This window comes from Geodermatophilus sp. URMC 61, assembly GCF_052931555.1.
In genome coordinates this window covers 2,476,684-2,491,740 of sequence record NZ_JBRFHZ010000002.1, presented here as the reverse complement: position 1 = coordinate 2,491,740, position 15,057 = coordinate 2,476,684, and the positions used below count along the sequence as shown (strand labels likewise).

19 protein-coding genes are annotated in these 15,057 nt (G+C 73.6%); 12 read left to right on the top strand and 7 right to left on the bottom strand.

The genetic code is table 11. From position 1 onward, the window contains the following. Window positions 1-12 precede the first annotated feature (12 nt). Window positions 13-660: a hypothetical protein gene (locus tag ACU610_RS11465; RefSeq protein ID WP_446767838.1), complete on the top strand. Its 648-nt coding sequence runs from the start codon at window positions 13-15 to the stop codon at window positions 658-660. A 59-nt stretch (window positions 661-719) separates the two neighbouring features. Then, window positions 720-1,175, top strand: coding sequence for a hypothetical protein (locus tag ACU610_RS11460; RefSeq protein ID WP_446767837.1), 456 nt, complete (start codon window positions 720-722; stop codon window positions 1,173-1,175). Between the two features lie 64 nt (window positions 1,176-1,239). Here the strand turns inward: ACU610_RS11460 and ACU610_RS11455 are convergent, their stop codons facing one another. Then, a complete protein-coding gene (locus ACU610_RS11455) occupies window positions 1,240-1,443 on the bottom strand; it encodes a cold-shock protein (RefSeq protein ID WP_091216949.1) in 204 nt (67 codons plus the stop codon). A gap of 220 nt (window positions 1,444-1,663) precedes the next feature. Here ACU610_RS11455 and ACU610_RS11450 point away from each other — a divergent pair, with 220 nt between their 5' ends. Continuing rightward, complete coding sequence (locus ACU610_RS11450) at window positions 1,664-1,954, top strand: hypothetical protein (RefSeq protein ID WP_446767836.1); 291 nt, start codon at window positions 1,664-1,666, stop codon at window positions 1,952-1,954. A 26-nt stretch (window positions 1,955-1,980) separates the two neighbouring features. Here the strand turns inward: ACU610_RS11450 and ACU610_RS11445 are convergent, their stop codons facing one another. Together ACU610_RS11445 and ACU610_RS11440 are read right to left on the bottom strand one after the other, a co-directional pair. Beyond that, window positions 1,981-2,376, bottom strand: a complete 396-nt coding sequence (locus ACU610_RS11445) for a hypothetical protein (RefSeq protein WP_446767835.1) — start codon at window positions 2,374-2,376, stop codon at window positions 1,981-1,983. Window positions 2,377-2,475: 99 nt separating this feature from the next. Continuing rightward, a complete protein-coding gene (locus tag ACU610_RS11440) occupies window positions 2,476-2,748 on the bottom strand; it encodes a YciI family protein (RefSeq protein WP_072918663.1) in 273 nt (90 codons plus the stop codon). 159 nt (window positions 2,749-2,907) lie between these two features. Here ACU610_RS11440 and ACU610_RS11435 point away from each other — a divergent pair, with 159 nt between their 5' ends. After that, complete coding sequence (locus tag ACU610_RS11435; protein ID WP_446767834.1) at window positions 2,908-3,099, top strand: hypothetical protein; 192 nt, start codon at window positions 2,908-2,910, stop codon at window positions 3,097-3,099. Between the two features lie 117 nt (window positions 3,100-3,216). On the opposite strand, the gene ACU610_RS11430 is transcribed toward ACU610_RS11435, so the two are convergent. The 4 genes from ACU610_RS11430 to ACU610_RS11415 are packed head-to-tail and all read right to left on the bottom strand — an operon-like array spanning window position 3,217 to window position 6,357. Continuing rightward, complete coding sequence (locus tag ACU610_RS11430; protein WP_446767833.1) at window positions 3,217-4,425, bottom strand: N-acetylglucosamine-6-phosphate deacetylase; 1,209 nt, start codon at window positions 4,423-4,425, stop codon at window positions 3,217-3,219. Beyond that, window positions 4,422-5,168 (bottom strand): MBL fold metallo-hydrolase, encoded by a 747-nt coding sequence (locus tag ACU610_RS11425; protein ID WP_446767832.1) that lies wholly within the window; start codon window positions 5,166-5,168, stop codon window positions 4,422-4,424. Before ACU610_RS11425 ends, ACU610_RS11430 begins: the two co-directional genes overlap by 4 nt. Then, window positions 5,165-5,569, bottom strand: a complete 405-nt coding sequence (locus ACU610_RS11420; protein WP_446767831.1) for a RidA family protein — start codon at window positions 5,567-5,569, stop codon at window positions 5,165-5,167. Before ACU610_RS11420 ends, ACU610_RS11425 begins: the two co-directional genes overlap by 4 nt. Beyond that, complete coding sequence (locus ACU610_RS11415; RefSeq protein ID WP_446767830.1) at window positions 5,566-6,357, bottom strand: GntR family transcriptional regulator; 792 nt, start codon at window positions 6,355-6,357, stop codon at window positions 5,566-5,568. The genes ACU610_RS11420 and ACU610_RS11415 overlap by 4 nt, the downstream gene beginning before the upstream one ends. A 157-nt stretch (window positions 6,358-6,514) precedes the next feature. On the opposite strand from ACU610_RS11415, the gene ACU610_RS11410 reads away from it, so the two are divergent. The 8 genes from ACU610_RS11410 to ACU610_RS11375 are packed head-to-tail and all read left to right on the top strand — an operon-like array spanning window position 6,515 to window position 15,052. Then, window positions 6,515-7,852 (top strand): ABC transporter substrate-binding protein, encoded by a 1,338-nt coding sequence (locus tag ACU610_RS11410; RefSeq protein ID WP_446767829.1) that lies wholly within the window; start codon window positions 6,515-6,517, stop codon window positions 7,850-7,852. Beyond that, window positions 7,852-8,817 carry a carbohydrate ABC transporter permease gene (locus ACU610_RS11405; RefSeq protein WP_446767828.1) on the top strand — a complete coding sequence of 322 codons (966 nt, stop codon included), beginning with the start codon at window positions 7,852-7,854 and terminating at the stop codon, window positions 8,815-8,817. Before ACU610_RS11410 ends, ACU610_RS11405 begins: the two co-directional genes overlap by 1 nt. Before the next feature lie 5 nt (window positions 8,818-8,822). After that, window positions 8,823-9,647, top strand: coding sequence for a carbohydrate ABC transporter permease (locus ACU610_RS11400; protein ID WP_446767827.1), 825 nt, complete (start codon window positions 8,823-8,825; stop codon window positions 9,645-9,647). Next, entirely contained in the window at window positions 9,644-10,435 is a 792-nt protein-coding gene (locus ACU610_RS11395; RefSeq protein WP_446767826.1) for a sugar isomerase domain-containing protein, read from the top strand. Before ACU610_RS11400 ends, ACU610_RS11395 begins: the two co-directional genes overlap by 4 nt. Window positions 10,436-10,485: 50 nt before the next feature. Then, entirely contained in the window at window positions 10,486-11,427 is a 942-nt protein-coding gene (locus ACU610_RS11390) for a sugar phosphate isomerase/epimerase family protein (RefSeq protein ID WP_446767825.1), read from the top strand. 7 nt (window positions 11,428-11,434) lie between these two features. Then, entirely contained in the window at window positions 11,435-13,021 is a 1,587-nt protein-coding gene (locus ACU610_RS11385) for a xylulokinase (protein ID WP_446767824.1), read from the top strand. Beyond that, window positions 13,018-14,271: a M20 family metallopeptidase gene (locus ACU610_RS11380; RefSeq protein ID WP_446767823.1), complete on the top strand. Its 1,254-nt coding sequence runs from the start codon at window positions 13,018-13,020 to the stop codon at window positions 14,269-14,271. Before ACU610_RS11385 ends, ACU610_RS11380 begins: the two co-directional genes overlap by 4 nt. Beyond that, the gene (locus tag ACU610_RS11375; protein ID WP_446767822.1) at window positions 14,264-15,052 is read left to right on the top strand and encodes an IclR family transcriptional regulator; all 789 of its coding nucleotides are present in this window, start codon (window positions 14,264-14,266) and stop codon (window positions 15,050-15,052) included. The genes ACU610_RS11380 and ACU610_RS11375 overlap by 8 nt, the downstream gene beginning before the upstream one ends. Window positions 15,053-15,057 lie beyond the last annotated feature (5 nt).

Below are 15,057 nucleotides of genomic sequence, written 5' to 3'. Positions count from 1 at the left end.
CCGGAGGACGACATGTCCCTCAGCACCACCCCCGCCCCGGCGCGCACCGACGCGTCGGCCGTCCCCTCGACCCCCGCGTCCGCAGCGGCCTCCACCCGGCTGGTCCGCCGGGCCGGCATCGCGGTGGTCACCGGGGCCGGGTCCTGGGCGGCCGCCTGCGCGGCCCTCGGCACCACCCCGCCGGCCGGCACCTGGCAGGCGGTCGTGGTGAACCTGACCGCGGTGGCCTTCCAGCTCGGTCTGGCCTTCCTGGTGACGGCGCAGGTGCGCACCGGCGCCATCGGGACCGGCCGGCTCGCCCGCAACCTGCTGCACGTCGAGCACGCGCTGCTGGCCGTCGCCATCGTGTCGTCGCTGATGTGGGCGCTGACGCCCGGGCTGTACGACACGGGCTTCTTCTTCGTCATCGACCTGTTCTGGCCGCTGTCCATGCTCGGCATGGCCGCCATCGGCGTCCGCACCGCGATCGCCGGTCGGTGGCGCGGGGCGGCCCGCTTCTGGCCGATGGTGGCCGAGAGCTGGGCGCCGGTCGTCGTCCCCACGGCCTTCCTGCTGCCGGCCGTCACCCAGTACATCGGCGCCGCGCACCTGCTCGTCGGCTACGTCGCCCTGGGCGTGGTCCTGGCCCGTCGGCCGGAGCTGACCGGGGCGCGAGACTGACGGGGGACCCCGCTGCCCCCCGCAGCGGGGCGCCGTCGTGCGCGGCGGAGACTGGACGGGTGGGCGAGCTCCTCGACGACGTCTGGTTCACCCGCGACCTGCCGGTGCTGCGCGCGATCGCCCGCCTGGTCGACGGGCCCGAGTACGGCGGCAACCCCTACCTGGGCCAGGTCGTGCCGGCGAGCGGTCTGCCCAAGCCGGAGGTGACGGCGGCGGCGCGGGCGCTGGTGGCGGCGGGTTACGTCGAGGCGCTGACGAACTACGCGGGCGAGATCGTGCGGTTCACCGGGATCTCGGCCGAGGCCCGGCGGCTGGCCGGGCTCTGGCCGACACCGCAGGGGGAGTGGGACCGGCTGCTCGAGCAGCTGACCGCCCGGGCGGAGAACGCGCCGACCGACGTGGAGCGGGCCCGGTGGCGGGCGTTCGCCGACGCCGCGGCGGCGGTCGGGCCGGACGCCGGTGCCCTGCTGATGTCGGCACTCATCGGGGGGTACGTGCCCCGGGCCCGCCGGTAGTCCCGGAGACGACGGCGCCCCCGCCCGGCTGAGCCGGAACGGGGGCGCCGTGCTGATCGGTCGATCAGAGCGGGTGGACGTTCGCCGCCTGCGGGCCCTTCTGGCCCTGCTCGATGTCGAACGAGATCCGCTGGCCTTCGTCGAGCGAGCGATACCCGCTGGTCTGGATGGCCGAGTAGTGGACGAAGACGTCCGGTCCGCCACCGTCAGGGGTGGCGAAGCCGAACCCCTTCTCCGCGTTGAACCACTTGACAGTTCCTTCGGGCATTGCTCGCTCCTAGCTGAGGTGGTGCATCGGGGTCCTGCCAGTGCGCAGGGCCTTCCCGACGGCGACGACCTTAGTCGTCCAACCGGTCCGGCGGGGCGCTGGGGCGATCGCACCGGACCTTGCGGGAACCGTGCGGGTCCCTCGACGCGGCGCTGCGGTGCGGACCGGACCGTCGTCCTTGCCGGGACGGACCCGGCCCCGAACGGAACGGACTCCCGCCATGACCGTCACGCCCTCCACCGACCCGGTCGTCCTGCTCGACGTCGAGGACCTGGCCGCGGCGGACCTGGACGCCGACCTCACCGAGCGGCTGGCGCTGGAGGGCCGGGTGTACCTCCGCACGGACGCCGCCGGCGCCCCGGCCGACGAGGTGCGGCAGCCGATCGCCGGCACGGGCACCCGGCCCACTCCGGCGGACGCCGTGTCGCTGGCCGGGGCCATCCGCCGTGGCGGTGCCGCCGCGGCCGCCGCGCACCAGCTGGGTCCGGAGGCCGCCGTGCTCGCCGGCTGAGGTCGCACCGTCCGCACGGACCGCCGTCAGAGCAGGTGCCCGGGGTCCTCGGGGAAGGGGCGGCCGCGCGCGGGGACGGCGTAGCTCCCGCCGGGTGCGGGCTCCCACGACCGGCCGGCCGGCAGCGCCAGCGGCTCCGGTCGCCAGGAGGACACGGTGATCGTCCCGGGCTCGTGCCACGACTCCGCGTCGAGTCGCGCCCGTTCCTCGCGCCACGCCAGCATCGAGCGGTGCCAGCGGCGCCCGCCGACGTCCGCGCCGACGAGGACGGCGATGCCGACGGCCACGGTCAGGCAGGCGTTGGCCACCGCGGTGGCGACGTCCAGCGCGGTCAGCTGCGGCCAGCCGATCGCCTCGATCTGGGCGCCGACGATCTCCACGACGACGTAGAGCACGCCGTAGACCAGGAACGAGACCCGCACCGTGCACCTCCTCCGTCGTGGACCGGACACGTCCTCAACGGCAGGTCGAGGGCGGCGGCGGCGTCGGCGCGGACGGCCGTCACCCGTCCGGGTGACCGGTCAGGGCTGCAGCACCTCGTTCCACGGGCGCACCGCCCAGCTGGCCACCACGCCGTTCACCACGAAGGGGTCGCCGGCGATGAACTCCTCGGCCGCCTCGCGGGTGGTGAAGACGCCCATGGCCTCGCCGTTCATCGGCTCGTCGAAGGTGCCGACCATCAGCAGGTCGCCGCGCCGGGCGAACTCGTCGACCCGCGCCGAGTGTGCGGGGTAGTTCTCCTGGGCCAGCGGCAGGAAGTCCTCGACCGCGCGGTAGGTCATCACGTACTTCATGGCCGGGCATCCTGGCGTGCCGTGGCACCCGACCGGGGCGTCCCGGGCGTGGTCGGCGGTACCGAGCCCGGCCCGCGGGCGGCGGCTGGGTCCGGCCGGCAGCGGTGGCGGAGTCGCTCGGTCGTCCACCCCCCGCCCCGGCCTGCCGATGTAGCGGGCATGGACCGTTCCCTGGTGCCGAGCGCCGTCGCTTCCGTCCTCGCCCTCATCGGCGCCGCTCTCGGAGCGGCGCTCCTGGCCTGGCTCGTCCTCGGTGGTGGCTGGGGGACCCCCGCCGCGATCGGTGCCGGGACCGTCCTCGGCCTGGGGCTGGCGACCTCCCGGCAGAACAGGCGCGCAGCGCACGGGTGACTCGACCGCCGGCGCGCAGGTGCCCGAGGAGGGCGGGCGCCGTCGCTCCCGTCCAGGTGCCCGAGAGCGGCAGCGCGTGTGGGGGTGGGGACGCTGCTGCGTCCGGTCTGCACCGGGTCAGGGGGCCGGGAAGGAGTCGAGCCGGTGTCCGGCTCGCCAGACCGCCACGGGCCGCAGTCCCCGGTCGACGGCGACCACGTCCGCCCGCAGACCGGGTCGCAGCGCCCCCACCTCGTCGTCGAGGCCCAGGACCGCCGCTGGGGTCCCGCTGGCTGCGCGTACCGCAGCGGGGAGCGGGGCGCCGACGTGCTGGACGCAGCGTCGGACCGTGTCGAGCAGTGTGCTGACGCTGCCGGCGATGGCACCCCCGTCCACGAGTCGGGCGGTGCCGGCCGAGACGACGGCGTCGAGGTCCCCGATCCGGTAGCGGCCCTCGGGCATGCCGGTCGCGGCCATCGCGTCGCTCACCAGGGCCACCGACTCCGGGCCGAGCACGTCGAGCACCATGGCCACGGTGGCGTCCGCGAGGTGGACCCCGTCGGCGATCAGCTCCACCACCGCCTCCCGCCGCGCCGCGGCCGCCAGGCTCGCCGCGACGGGTCCCGGTTCCCGGTGGTGCATCGCAGGCATGGCGTTGAAGAGGTGGGTCACCACGGCCCGGCGCCGATCGCCGAGCCGCTCGGCCGCACGGGTCAGCGCTGCGGCCGCCGTCGCGGCGTCCGCGTCGGTGTGCCCCACCGCCGGCACGACGCCGGCGTCCACGAGTCGACGGGTCAGCTCGGCCGTCCCGGCCAGCTCGGGCGCGAAGGTCATGGTGCGCCAGTGCCCGTCACCGGCCTCCGCCAGCGAGGCCACGAGGCCCAGGTCGACCGGTGACAGCGCGGCCGGGTCGTGCGCTCCGCGCCGGGCGGGGGAGAGGAACGGGCCCTCCGTGTGCACGCCGGCCACCACGCCCTCGGCCGCGAGTTCCGCGGAGATCCGCATCCCGGTGACCAGCGCGGCGGGCCGGGCCGAGACGAGGCTGGCCACGACCGTCGTGCTGCCCGCGCGGTGGTGGTGCTCGGCGGCGCGCCGCGCCGACTCCCGGTCGGCGCCGAACTCCCCTCCTGCGCCGCCGTGGCAGTGCAGGTCGACGAGGCCGGGCAGCAGCAGCACGTCCGGCGGGAGGTCCGCGCGGGCTCCGTCCACCGGCACGGCCGGGTCGTCCCGGCGCCCGGCGTGCAGGATGCGGTCCCCGACGAGGACGACGGCTCCGTCGGCCACCAGCCGGTCGGGCAGCACGACGCTGCCCGTGAGCACCTGCGGGCCGCCGGGCGGGGGCGTCACCAGGCGACCAGGAAGTTGGGCGGCGGGACCAGTCGCGCGAAGGACGACGCGGCACGATCGACCGCCTCCGCGGCCCCACCGAGGACGAGGTCCCCGTGGCCGGGGAGCAGGACGTCGGGGGAGCGAGCCGCCAGGGCCGCGACGGTGTCCGCGTACTCCACGAGCCGGCAGTCCGGGATGGCCTGGAGGCTCACCCGGCCACCCGAGAAGAGGCAGTCACCGCTCAGCAGGGCGCCGCCCGTCGTCCCGACGAGGAAGACCAGGTGGCCGTCACAGTGGCCCGGGGCGTCGATGACCTCCACGGAGACGCCGCCGGAGGTCACCCGGGAGCCTCCGGCGAGCGGCTGCACCTCCGCCGGCCGCAGTCGGTAGTCCGGCGGGTACACGCCGACAGCGCGTGCCCGCGCGAGCTGCGTCCGCTCCTCGTCCGCGGTGGCCAGCGCTTCCGCGGTGAGCCGGTGAGCGAACACGGCGAGGCCGGCCTCCTGCGCCGCGGCCGCTCCGCCGGCGTGGTCGGCGTGGTAGTGGGTGAGCAGCACGCCACCGAGCCGGCTCGGATCACACACCTCGCGGACGTTGTCGAGCCACTGCTCGGCGCCGAGCCCGGTCCCCGCGTCGACGAGGACGCCGCCGTCGCCGTCCCACAGGAGGTAGCAGTGGCAGTCGTGGGGGTCCGTCAGCGCCGCCTCGTCCGTTCCGCTGCCGACCAACCAGACGCCACCGAGAACCGGGCGGGCGCTCACCGGCCAGGTTCCCCGGCGGGCGCGGAGGGGCGGACCGCCACCACGTCGATCTCCACCAGGATGCCCAGCAGGTCGCTGCCGACGGTCGTGCGCACCGGGTACGGCGACCGGAACCGGCGGGCGTAGACCTCGTTGTAGGCCGCGAAGTCCCGCTCGAGGTGCTGCAGGTGGACCGTGGCCTTGACGACGTCGCCCAGACCCAGCCCCACCACGCCCAGCGCGGCCTCGACGTTGTCGATCACCTGCTCGGTCTGCCGTTCGATCCCCTCGGGCACCTGTCCGGTGGCCGGATCCTGGGGGCCGAAGCCCGCCGTCCACACCACGTCCCCCGCCTGGACGACGTGGCTGTACGGCCCCGCCGGAGCCGGCAGGTCCGGGCTGGTGTGCGCGGAACGGGTCACGGGGACCTCCGGGGGTCGGACGACTTCCGGGGACGGTCGTCGGGGTGGGGTGTCGGGGGCGACTGGATCGACGTCCAGACCTCGTAGCGGTCGGGTCGGTACCGCGACCGGGCGTACTGGATCGGCCGGCCGTTGGGGTCGGCGAACACGTCGAGGACCTCGAGCACCGGCGCGCCGTCCGGCAGGTCGAGCAGCAGTGCCTCGCGCTGGACCGCCGCGACGGCGCGGACCCGCCGCCGTAGGGACGACGGGACGACGCCGCCCCTGCGCAGGAGGTCGTGGACCGACTGCTCCGGGTCGCCCTCCTCCAGCAGTCGCTGGAACCGCGCCGGGAACTGGGCGACCTCCACGCACATCGGCTCACCGTCCGCCATGCGCAGGCGCTCCATCCACACCACGGCCGAACCCTCCGGCAGGGCGAGCGCCTCCGCCGCCTCGGCGCTCGCGGCCGTCCGCGTGAAGCCGAGCACCCGCGCCGACGGCTGCAGCCCCCGCGCCCGCATGTCCTCGGTGAAGGAGGTGAGGAACGGGCCCATGGTCACCGTGGGCCGGCGGACGAACGTCCCGCTGCCCCGGATCCGCTCGAGCCGCCCCTGCTGCTCGAGTTCGTCCAGCGCCTGGCGCAGCGTCATGCGACTGACGCCGAAGCGCTCGGCGAGGTCCCGCTCCGGCGGCAGGCGCGATCCGTCGGGAGCGTGTCTGAGCTCCTGGCGGAGGGCGGCGGTGATCTCGAGGTACTTGGGCAGCCCTGACGGTTCCGGACCGGGAGGCGCCGGATGTGACGCCATGCGTGCTCCTCGGCTGAGCGGGGGAACGGGCCGTTGACGTGTTCTAGACCGCAACCCTAGGATCCGAAACGCTCTTTCACAAGCAAGGCGCAACGGGGGTTAGGTCTAGACCAAAGTCGCCCGTCCGGGTGGCAGGTACACGGAAGGGACGAACCTCATGACGGTCCGCAGGATCCGGAGGCGCGCGCCGCTCTCTGCCGCTCTCGTCGCCCTCACGCTCGGCGCCACGGCGTGCGGCGGGGGCACGGGGGGCGTCGCGGAGCAGGGTGGTGGGGGCGACACGCTGACGCTGTGGCACATGGAGCAGCCGCCGAACCGCGTCGAGGCGTGGCAGGAGCTGATCGACCGCTACAACGAGACCGACCCCGAGTTCCGGGTCGAGCAGCAGGTCCAGGACTGGAACCAGATCTACACCAAGATCGCCGGCGCGGTGCAGTCGAGCACCCAGCCGGACATCCTCTTCACCATCCCCGACTTCACCACCTACGTCCGCCCCCTGGGCAAGGTGCGGCCGGTGACCGATGTCGTCGAGCAGATGGACGGCGAGCACCAGTACATCGAGGCGGCGACCGCGCCCTACACCGACGAGGGTGAGGTGTGGGCGGTCCCGATGTACGGGATGGTCCAGATGCTGTGGTACCGCAAGGACCTCCTGGCCGAGGCCGGCATCACCGAGGCACCCGCGACGTGGGACGACCTCCTCGCCGCCGCACAGGCGGCGACGAAGGACGGGCAGAGCGGCATCGCCCTCCCGGCCGGCAAGAACCTCGCCACCGACCAGGTGATCTACAGCTTCATGCTGACCAACGGTGCCGGGAACTTCTTCACCGAGGACGGGCAGCCGGACTTCGACCGGCCCGAGGTGGTCGAGACCTTCGACTTCTACGACCGCCTCATGGAGTTCTCGCCGCCGGACAGTGCCAACTACTCCTGGGGTGAGCCCCAGGCCGCCTTCAACAGCGGTGCGGCGGCCATGGCGATCGAGAAGGGGCAGTACCTCGCGCCCTTCGAGGAGGAGTCGGGCCGCCCGGCGGAGGACCTGGGCTGTGCGGCCATCCCGCAGCCGGCCGATGGCGGGCAGCCGGGGAGCATCTACTACTCGAACGCGGCCATGGTGCTGTCCGAGGACGACACGCGCGCCCAGGCGGCGGAGGACTTCCTGACCTGGCTGCTGCAGCCGGAGAACTACGGCGAGTTCCTCAACGCCGAGCCGGGCCTCTTCCTGCCGCTGACCGAGGACGGCGTCACGGCCGAGAGCTGGACGTCCAGCGAGGTCATCACCACGTACCGGGACTGCGTGGACAAGATGCTGGAGCAGTCCCAGAGCGGAGCCCTGTTCGGCTTCGTCGACGGCCAGTACGTCGACGAGATCGGCAACATCTCCGGTCAGAACGTCCTCGCCCAGGTGGTCCAGCAGATCGCCGTCGAGGGCAAGGACCCGGCCGAAGCGGTCGCCGCCGGCCAGCAGATGATGCAGGACGCGGTGCAGGGCTGATGGCCAGCACAGCCGCGCCGGGTGCGGGGGGCGGCCTCCGCACCCGGCCGGGGGGCACGCCGGAACGGGTCCCCGAGGCCGCGGTCCGCCCGCGGCCCCGGCGCCGGTCGGAGACGCTCCTGGGCATCGCTCTGGTGGCGCCGCTGATCCTGCTGATGCTGTTGGTCATCGGGTTCCCGCTGGTCAACACGGTGCTGCTCAGCCTGCAGAACCAGGCCGTCGTGGGCACCCCGTCCTCCTTCGTGGGGCTGGACACGTACCGGACCGTCCTCGGCGACAGCGCCCTGTGGGCGAGCCTGCGACGGTCCGCCGTGTGGCTCGTCGGCAATCTCGTCGTCCAGACGGTGCTGGCCATGGCGACGGCTCTGCTGCTCACCCGCGTGGGCCGCTGGTCGAAGGCGGCGCGCACCTGGGTCCTGCTGCCCTGGGTGATCCCGACCGTGGCCGTGGCGGTCATCTGGCAGTGGCTGACCAACAGCAACTACGGGCTCGTGGCGAAGGGCCTCGGCGCCGTGAGGCTGGACGGCGTGCAGTTCTTCGCCGACCCGGTCTGGGCGATGCCCACGCTGATCCTGATGAACAGCTGGCACTGGTTCCCGCTCGGCACGGTGATCATCTTCGGGGCGCTGCAGACGATCCCCGGCGAGGTCTACGAGGCCGCCAGGGTCGACGGGGTGAACGCCTGGCAGATGTTCTGGCACATCACGCTGCCCCTGCTGCAGCCGGTGCTGTTCGCGCTCGGCCTGGTCGGGACCCTGTGGTCCTTCAACATCATCGACTCGATCTACCTGGTGACCCGTGGTGGACCGTCCGGGGCGAGCACGACCGCGCCGGTGATGATCTACGACACCGCCTTCAAGGCGTTCCGCGCCAGCGAGGCCGCCGCGATGAGCGTTGCCGCCATCGTCCTGCTCGGCATCCTCGCCTGGCTCTACATCCGCTTCGCCAAGCCCGAGGAGGTGTGATCGACGTGTCCGCGATCCTGACCCGCATCCCCCGCTGGGGCGCGATGGCGATCCTCATGGTCGTCGTCCTCGGACCGCTGTACTGGGTGACGGTCTCCTCGTTGAAGTCGCGCGAGGAGATCCTGCGCACGACGCCGACCCTCTTCCCGGAGAGCGTCACCTTCGACAGCTTCCGTCAGCTGTTCACGGCGACGGACTACGGGACCTACCTGACCAACAGCTTCATCGTCGCGCTGCTGACCGCGGTGTTCACCGTGCTGGTCGCCTTCCTCGGCGCCTACGGCCTGTACCGCCTGCGCGTGCCGGGTGGGGAGAAGATCGCCGGTCTGGTCCTGCTCTCCTACATGATCCCCGGCACGCTGCTGCTCGTCCCGCTGTACCAGGTCTTCGCGCAGCTGCGGGTCGTCAACACCCACATGGCGCTGATCCTCGTCAACGTCGCGTTCACGGCGCCGTTCTGCACCTGGCTGCTGCGGGGGTTCCTGCAGGCGGTCCCGAAGGAGATCGACGAGGCGGCAGCGGTGGACGGTGCGGGACCGCTGCGGACCATGTTCTCCGTCGTCCTGCCGCTGATGGCGCCGGGACTGGCCACCGTGGCGGTCTACGCGTTCGTCTACTCCTGGACGGAGTTCGTCTTCGCCTCCCAGCTCCTCATCGACGACGCGCTGAAGACGCTGCCCATCGGGCTCAGCGCGATCATGGGGCAGTACACGGTGAACTGGGGCCTGCTCATGGCCGGCACCGTCTGCACCATGATCCCCGCGATCGTCCCCTTCCTGTTCGTCGGCAAGTACTTCGTCGGCGGGCTCACCGCGGGAGCCGTGAAGTGACCGAGCCTCCGCGTACGGACACGACGGAGGGGACCCTCCCCGCAGAGGACGGGATCCGGGCAGCCGGCGCGGTCTACCGGGACCGCCTGCAGTCGGTGCTCGCCACGGCACTGCGGGAGGAGGGGCAGAACGTGCGCCGGGCGGCCGAGGTCGTCGCCACGACGTTCTCCGCCCGCGGCGTCCTCTACATCTTCGGCAGCGGGCACTCGCACATGTTCGCGGAGGAGGCCTTCTACCGCGCCGGAGGCGCGGCACGGGTGTGTCCGGTGCTCAAGCCGCCGTACATGCTGCACGAGGGCGCGGTCCGCAGCACCGTGCTGGAGCGCGAGCCGGGCCACGCCGCTGACCTGCTGTCCGGTTACCGGCTCGAGCCCGAGCGCGACTGCGTGCTCGTGGTGTCGAACTCCGGCGCCAACGCCCTGCCCGTCGAGGTCGCCTCCGTGACCAGGGCGCAGGGGCTGCCGGTCATCGCCATCACGTCACGGGCCTACGCGCAGGCGGTGCGGCGCCCGGGGCCGCGGCTGCACGAGGTGGCGGACGTGGTCATCGACAACCACTGCCCACCGGGGGACGCGCTGGTCCGACTGGCCGACGACCTGCCGCCGACCGGCCCTGCCTCGACGGTGGTGGGTCTGGCGTTGCTCAACAGCCTCGTCGTCGAGGCCTGCGCGATCCAGCTGGCGCGCGGCGAACGCCCGGAGGTCTTCCTCAGCGCCAACATGCCCGGCGCTGCGGAGCACAACGAGAAGGCGGTGGCCGCGCTGTCCGCGCGGGTGCCGCACCTGTGACGTCCGTCCGGTCGCCCATGACCGACCCGAGCCCGAAGGAGGACTGACCCGTGAAGCTGAGCCTCGAAGTGTGGCCCAACATGCCCTGGGGACGGCTGGAGGCGGCCGGCCCCGCCTGGAACAGCTGGGGCGACAAGCCGGTGACCTGGTGCGCCGAGCGGACCGCCGAGTACGGCTACGACGGCATCGACTTCATCTTCGCCAAACTGCTCGACGTCCCCGCCGACCAGTACGACGAGCAGCTGGTCGACCTGCGGTCCACGGCGGACCGGCTCGGCATCGACATCGGGTACCTCGGCTGCCACACCACGTTCGTCAGCCCCCGGGAGTTCGACCGGGAGCGCGGCATCGCCACCTTCGAGAAGGCCCTCGACGCGGCCGCCGTCCTCGGGTGTGGGTCCGTGGTGACCCTCATCGGGGACGGGTACTACGACCCGCCGCTCAACGTCCTGCTCAGCCGCAAGGAGGCCTGGCGGCAGTGCCGGGAGGCCATCACCGAGGTGGCCGCGCACGCGTCGCGGCTCGGCCTCAACGTCAGCATCGAGCTGCTCCAGGGGACGATCCTGAACCGCGTCGAGCTGATCGAGCGGATGTTCGACGAGGTCGGTGCCGAGAACCTGCGGATGACGATGGACACCGGCGCGTTCTACGTGGCCGTCAAGCCGTTCATGGACGTCAAGCAGGCGATCAAGCGCCTCGGCCGGTACATCGACGTCGTGCAGATCAAGGACGAGGTGGGGCTGCCCACCATCGTCAACACCAACCACATCTGGTTCGGCGGTGGGCTGGTCGACTTCCGGGAGACCTTCGAGGCCCTGTCCGAGATCGACTTCCAGGGCTACGTGAGCGTCGAGTGGGAGGGCTGGCAGGTCGGCGGCAACATCGGGGTGGGTGAGCCGGCCGGTGTCGGCCTGGCGGACTTCGACCGGGTCGCGGAGGAGTCCCTGGAGTTCCTCGGCGAGTTCGGCTTCACCCCCCGGCGCGCCCGGTGACGAGCCGATGACGGCACCGGCGTCGGCCGCGGAGGGCCGGGAGGACGCCCGCGGAGACCTGGTCCTCGGCGTCGATCTCGGCACCACCGGTGCCAAGGCGCTGCTCGTGGACGTCGCCACGGGCCGTCCCGCCGGACGCGGCTACCGGGCGTACCCGTCGGCGACCTCGGCCGAGGGCGGCCACGAGCAGGCGCCCGACGACTGGTGGGAGGCCACGGCGGGCGCCGTCCGCGAGGCCGTGGGGTCGTCGGGGCGCCGGGTCCGCGCCGTCGGGCTCAGCGGTCACATGCACGCCGTCGTCCTGGTCGACGAGGCGAGCCGGTGCGTGCGGCCGGCCATCACCTGGGCGGACCGGCGCAGCGGCCCGCAGGTCCTCAGGCTGCGGGAGTCGGCGGACGTCTTCACCGCCGCCTGCGCCAACCCGGTCGTCGAGGCCTTCACCGCACCCAAGCTGGCCTGGCTCGCCGAGCACGAACCCGAGTCGATCCCGCGGGCCGTCCGGTTGGTGCAGCCCAAGGACGTGCTCCGCCACCGGCTGACCGGCACGTGGGGCACCGACACCACCGATGCCTGCGGCACCCTGCTCTACGACGTGCACCGGAACCGGTGGGACCCGTCCCTGTGGCGGCTGTGCGGTGTGGACCACCCGATGGGCCCCGCCGTCGCGGCATCGGCCGACGTCGTGGGAGGTGTCACCGACGCGGCCGCCGCGGAGCTGGGGCTGCTCCCGGGGACGCCCGTGGTGGCCGGCGCCGGCGACGTCTCCACCTCCGCACTCGGAGCCGGTGTCGTGGCACCGGGCACCGTGTACGTCAACGCCGGGACCGCCGCGCAGATCACGACGCCCCTGGACGAGCCCGTGCCGGGCCGCCACTTCGTCTTCGGCCGCGCGGCGTCGGACGGGTTCCTGGCGATGGCCTCGGTGTACGCCGTGGGCATGAGCGTCGACTGGGTCGCCAGGTCACTCCTGGTCGGGGCGCTCGGCGGCTCGGCGAGCGCGGGAGCCCGCCTCGACGAGATGGCCGCCGACGAGCCGGCCGGATCGGCGGGCGCAGTGTACGTGCCGCACCTGCTGGGCACCAGCGTGCCGACGCACGACCCGGGGGTGCGCGGCGCGTTCCTGGGGCTGACGGTGGACCACCGGCCCTCCACGCTGGCGCGCGCGGTGCTGGAGGGCGTGGCCTTCGCCTGCGCTGCGGCGGTGGCGCACGTGGGGCCGCTCGCGCAGCACGTGACCCGGGTGCGGATCGGCGGCGGCCTGTCGGGCTCGTCCGTGTGGGCCGAGACGCTGGCGGCCGTCCACGACCTGCCGGTCGAGCGCGTCGCCGGAGACGCCTCGCCCACCGGCGCCGCGATGCTGGCCGGGATGGGGCTCGGCGTGTGGGAGGACGCCGAGGAGGCGGCGGAGGTCTGCGTCGACGTCCAGCCGGTCGAGCCGCCCGCCGCCGAGACGGTGCAGCGATACCGCGCTGCCCAGCACCGGTACGAGGCCGGGGTCGAGGCACTGACGGAGCTGGGCCGGCGCACGGCCGCCGACCTGCGCGGTCCGGTGGCGGCGGGCGGCTCCCCGGCGGTGGTGGAGGTGGGTGCGTGACCGGCCCCGCAGCCGCGCGCCGGCTCCTGACCCGTGTCGACCACGACGCGGTGCTCGAGCTGACCGAGCGGCTCATCCGGACGCAGGGGCACCAGGACCTGCCGACGCACGAGCGCGCGGTCGCGGACCTGCTGGCCGAGGAGCTCGCGAGGAGGCTCCCCGACGACCGGAGCGAGGTGTCGCTCCAGGCGGTCGACGGGGACCGGGCCAACGTGACGGCGGTCGTCCGCGGCGGCATGCCCGGCCCGACCCTGATGCTCAACGCGCACCTCGACACGGTGCCCGGCTACGGGATGCCGGACGCCTACCGGCCGGTCGTGCGGGACGGGCGCCTGTACGGGCGTGGGGCCGTGGACATGAAGGCCGCCCTGGCGGCCATGCTGACCTGCCTGGACGTGCTCGCCGCACCCGACGTCGCCTTCCACGGTGAGCTCGTCCTCACCGCCGTCGCCGGCGAGGAGAGCGGCAGCGCCGGTATGCAGGCCCTCACGGGGGGCCGGTCCCCCGGCGCCCCCACCCGGGCGGACTTCGCCATCGTCGGCGAGCCCACCTCGATGAGGGTGGCCCGCGCGCACAAGGGCGCCATGTGGATCGAGGCGGAGTTCGAGGGGATCGCGACCCACGGCAGCGTGCCGCACGAAGGCGTCAACGCGGCCTACCACGCGGCCCGCTTCATCACCGCCGTGGAGGAACAGCTCGTGCCCCGCCTGTCCGGGCGGACGCACCCGGTGCTCGGCAGCGCCACGGTCAGCGTCGGCGTCGTGCGAGGTGGGGACCGTCCTCCCATGGTCCCCGCCCGGTGCAGCGTCCAGCTGGACCGGCGCTGGCTGCCGGGGGAGCGGCACGACGGGGTGCTCGAGGAGGTGCGCGGCCTCGTGGCGGAGCTGGAGCAGATGGACCCGCGGGTCACCGCGGTGGTCCGGGAGATGGAGGGCACCGCCACCTTCGTGCACGCGCCCCTGGAGTGCCCCGAGGACCATCCCGGGGTGGTGCTGCTGTCCGAGGTGGTCGGCGAGCACCTGCCGGGTGCCGGTGAGCCGGTCGGCGTCGACTTCTGGACCGACGGAGCGCTGCTGGCGGCGGGGACGGGCACGCCCACCGTCGTGTGCGGCCCGGGGGACATCGCCCAGGCGCACTCCCTGGACGAGTGGGTCTCCCTCGACCAGGTCCGCGCGGCGACGGACGTGTACGTGGACTTCGCGGCGCGCTACCTGCGGACCGAGATATCCGGGAGGAGTGCACATGGGTGAGCGCGGCGGCGGGCTGCGGGCGGTGGAGCGGGCGGTCGAGGTGCTCAACATCCTGGCCGAGCACCCCTCGGGGCTGTCGCTGGCCGACCTCGCCCGGACCTCGGACGTGCCGATGACGACGCTGCACCGGCTCCTCGGCGTGCTGCGCGAGTCCACCCTCGTCCGGGAGACCGCTGAGGGGCGCTACGCCGTGGGGTCGGGCACGGTGGTCCTCGGCCGGGCGTTCCTCGACGGGCTCGACCTGCGGGAGGCCGCCCGGCCGGCGATGGCCGACGTGGTCGCGCGGACGAGCGAGACCTGCCACCTGGGCATCCTCGCCTCGGTGCACATCGTGTACATCGAGAAGATCGACAGCCCGCACCCCGTGCGGATGTACAGCCGGGTCGGCGGTACGAACCCCGCGCTGAGCACGGCCATCGGGCGCGCCATCCTCGCGTACTCGCCTGCCCCGGTCGTCGAGGAGGTCGTGGAGACCTCCCGCCGGCTGTTCGGCCACGGCGACCGGGGTGAGGACGTCCACGCGGTGCTGGCACAGGTGCGGCGGCACGGCTACAGCACCGACCTCCAGGACAACGAGCTGGGCATCTGCTGCGTCGGGGCGCCGGTCTTCGACCACGGCGGTCGCGTGGTCGCCGGGATCAGCGTGTCCACACCCGCATCTCGATTCGACCGGGCGCGCCTCGACGAGACCGGGCAGCTGGTGCGAGCCGCCGCCGGTCGCATCTCGGCCGCGCTCGGCTGGGGAGGTTCCCCCGCCGGGCGTGGTCCCGACGACGACTGAGGGGA

Coding starts and splice junctions, on each gene's coding strand:
- ACU610_RS11465 (WP_446767838.1), top strand. CDS start 13: ATGTCCCTCAGCACCACCCCCGCCCCGGCGCGCACCGACGCGTCGGCC.
- ACU610_RS11455 (WP_091216949.1), bottom strand. CDS start 1,443: ATGCCCGAAGGAACTGTCAAGTGGTTCAACGCGGAGAAGGGGTTCGGC.
- ACU610_RS11450 (WP_446767836.1), top strand. CDS start 1,664: ATGACCGTCACGCCCTCCACCGACCCGGTCGTCCTGCTCGACGTCGAG.
- ACU610_RS11440 (WP_072918663.1), bottom strand. CDS start 2,748: ATGAAGTACGTGATGACCTACCGCGCGGTCGAGGACTTCCTGCCGCTG.
- ACU610_RS11435 (WP_446767834.1), top strand. CDS start 2,908: ATGGACCGTTCCCTGGTGCCGAGCGCCGTCGCTTCCGTCCTCGCCCTC.
- ACU610_RS11415 (WP_446767830.1), bottom strand. CDS start 6,357: ATGGCGTCACATCCGGCGCCTCCCGGTCCGGAACCGTCAGGGCTGCCC.
- ACU610_RS11410 (WP_446767829.1), top strand. CDS start 6,515: ATGACGGTCCGCAGGATCCGGAGGCGCGCGCCGCTCTCTGCCGCTCTC.
- ACU610_RS11405 (WP_446767828.1), top strand. CDS start 7,852: ATGGCCAGCACAGCCGCGCCGGGTGCGGGGGGCGGCCTCCGCACCCGG.
- ACU610_RS11385 (WP_446767824.1), top strand. CDS start 11,435: ATGACGGCACCGGCGTCGGCCGCGGAGGGCCGGGAGGACGCCCGCGGA.
- ACU610_RS11375 (WP_446767822.1), top strand. CDS start 14,264: ATGGGTGAGCGCGGCGGCGGGCTGCGGGCGGTGGAGCGGGCGGTCGAG.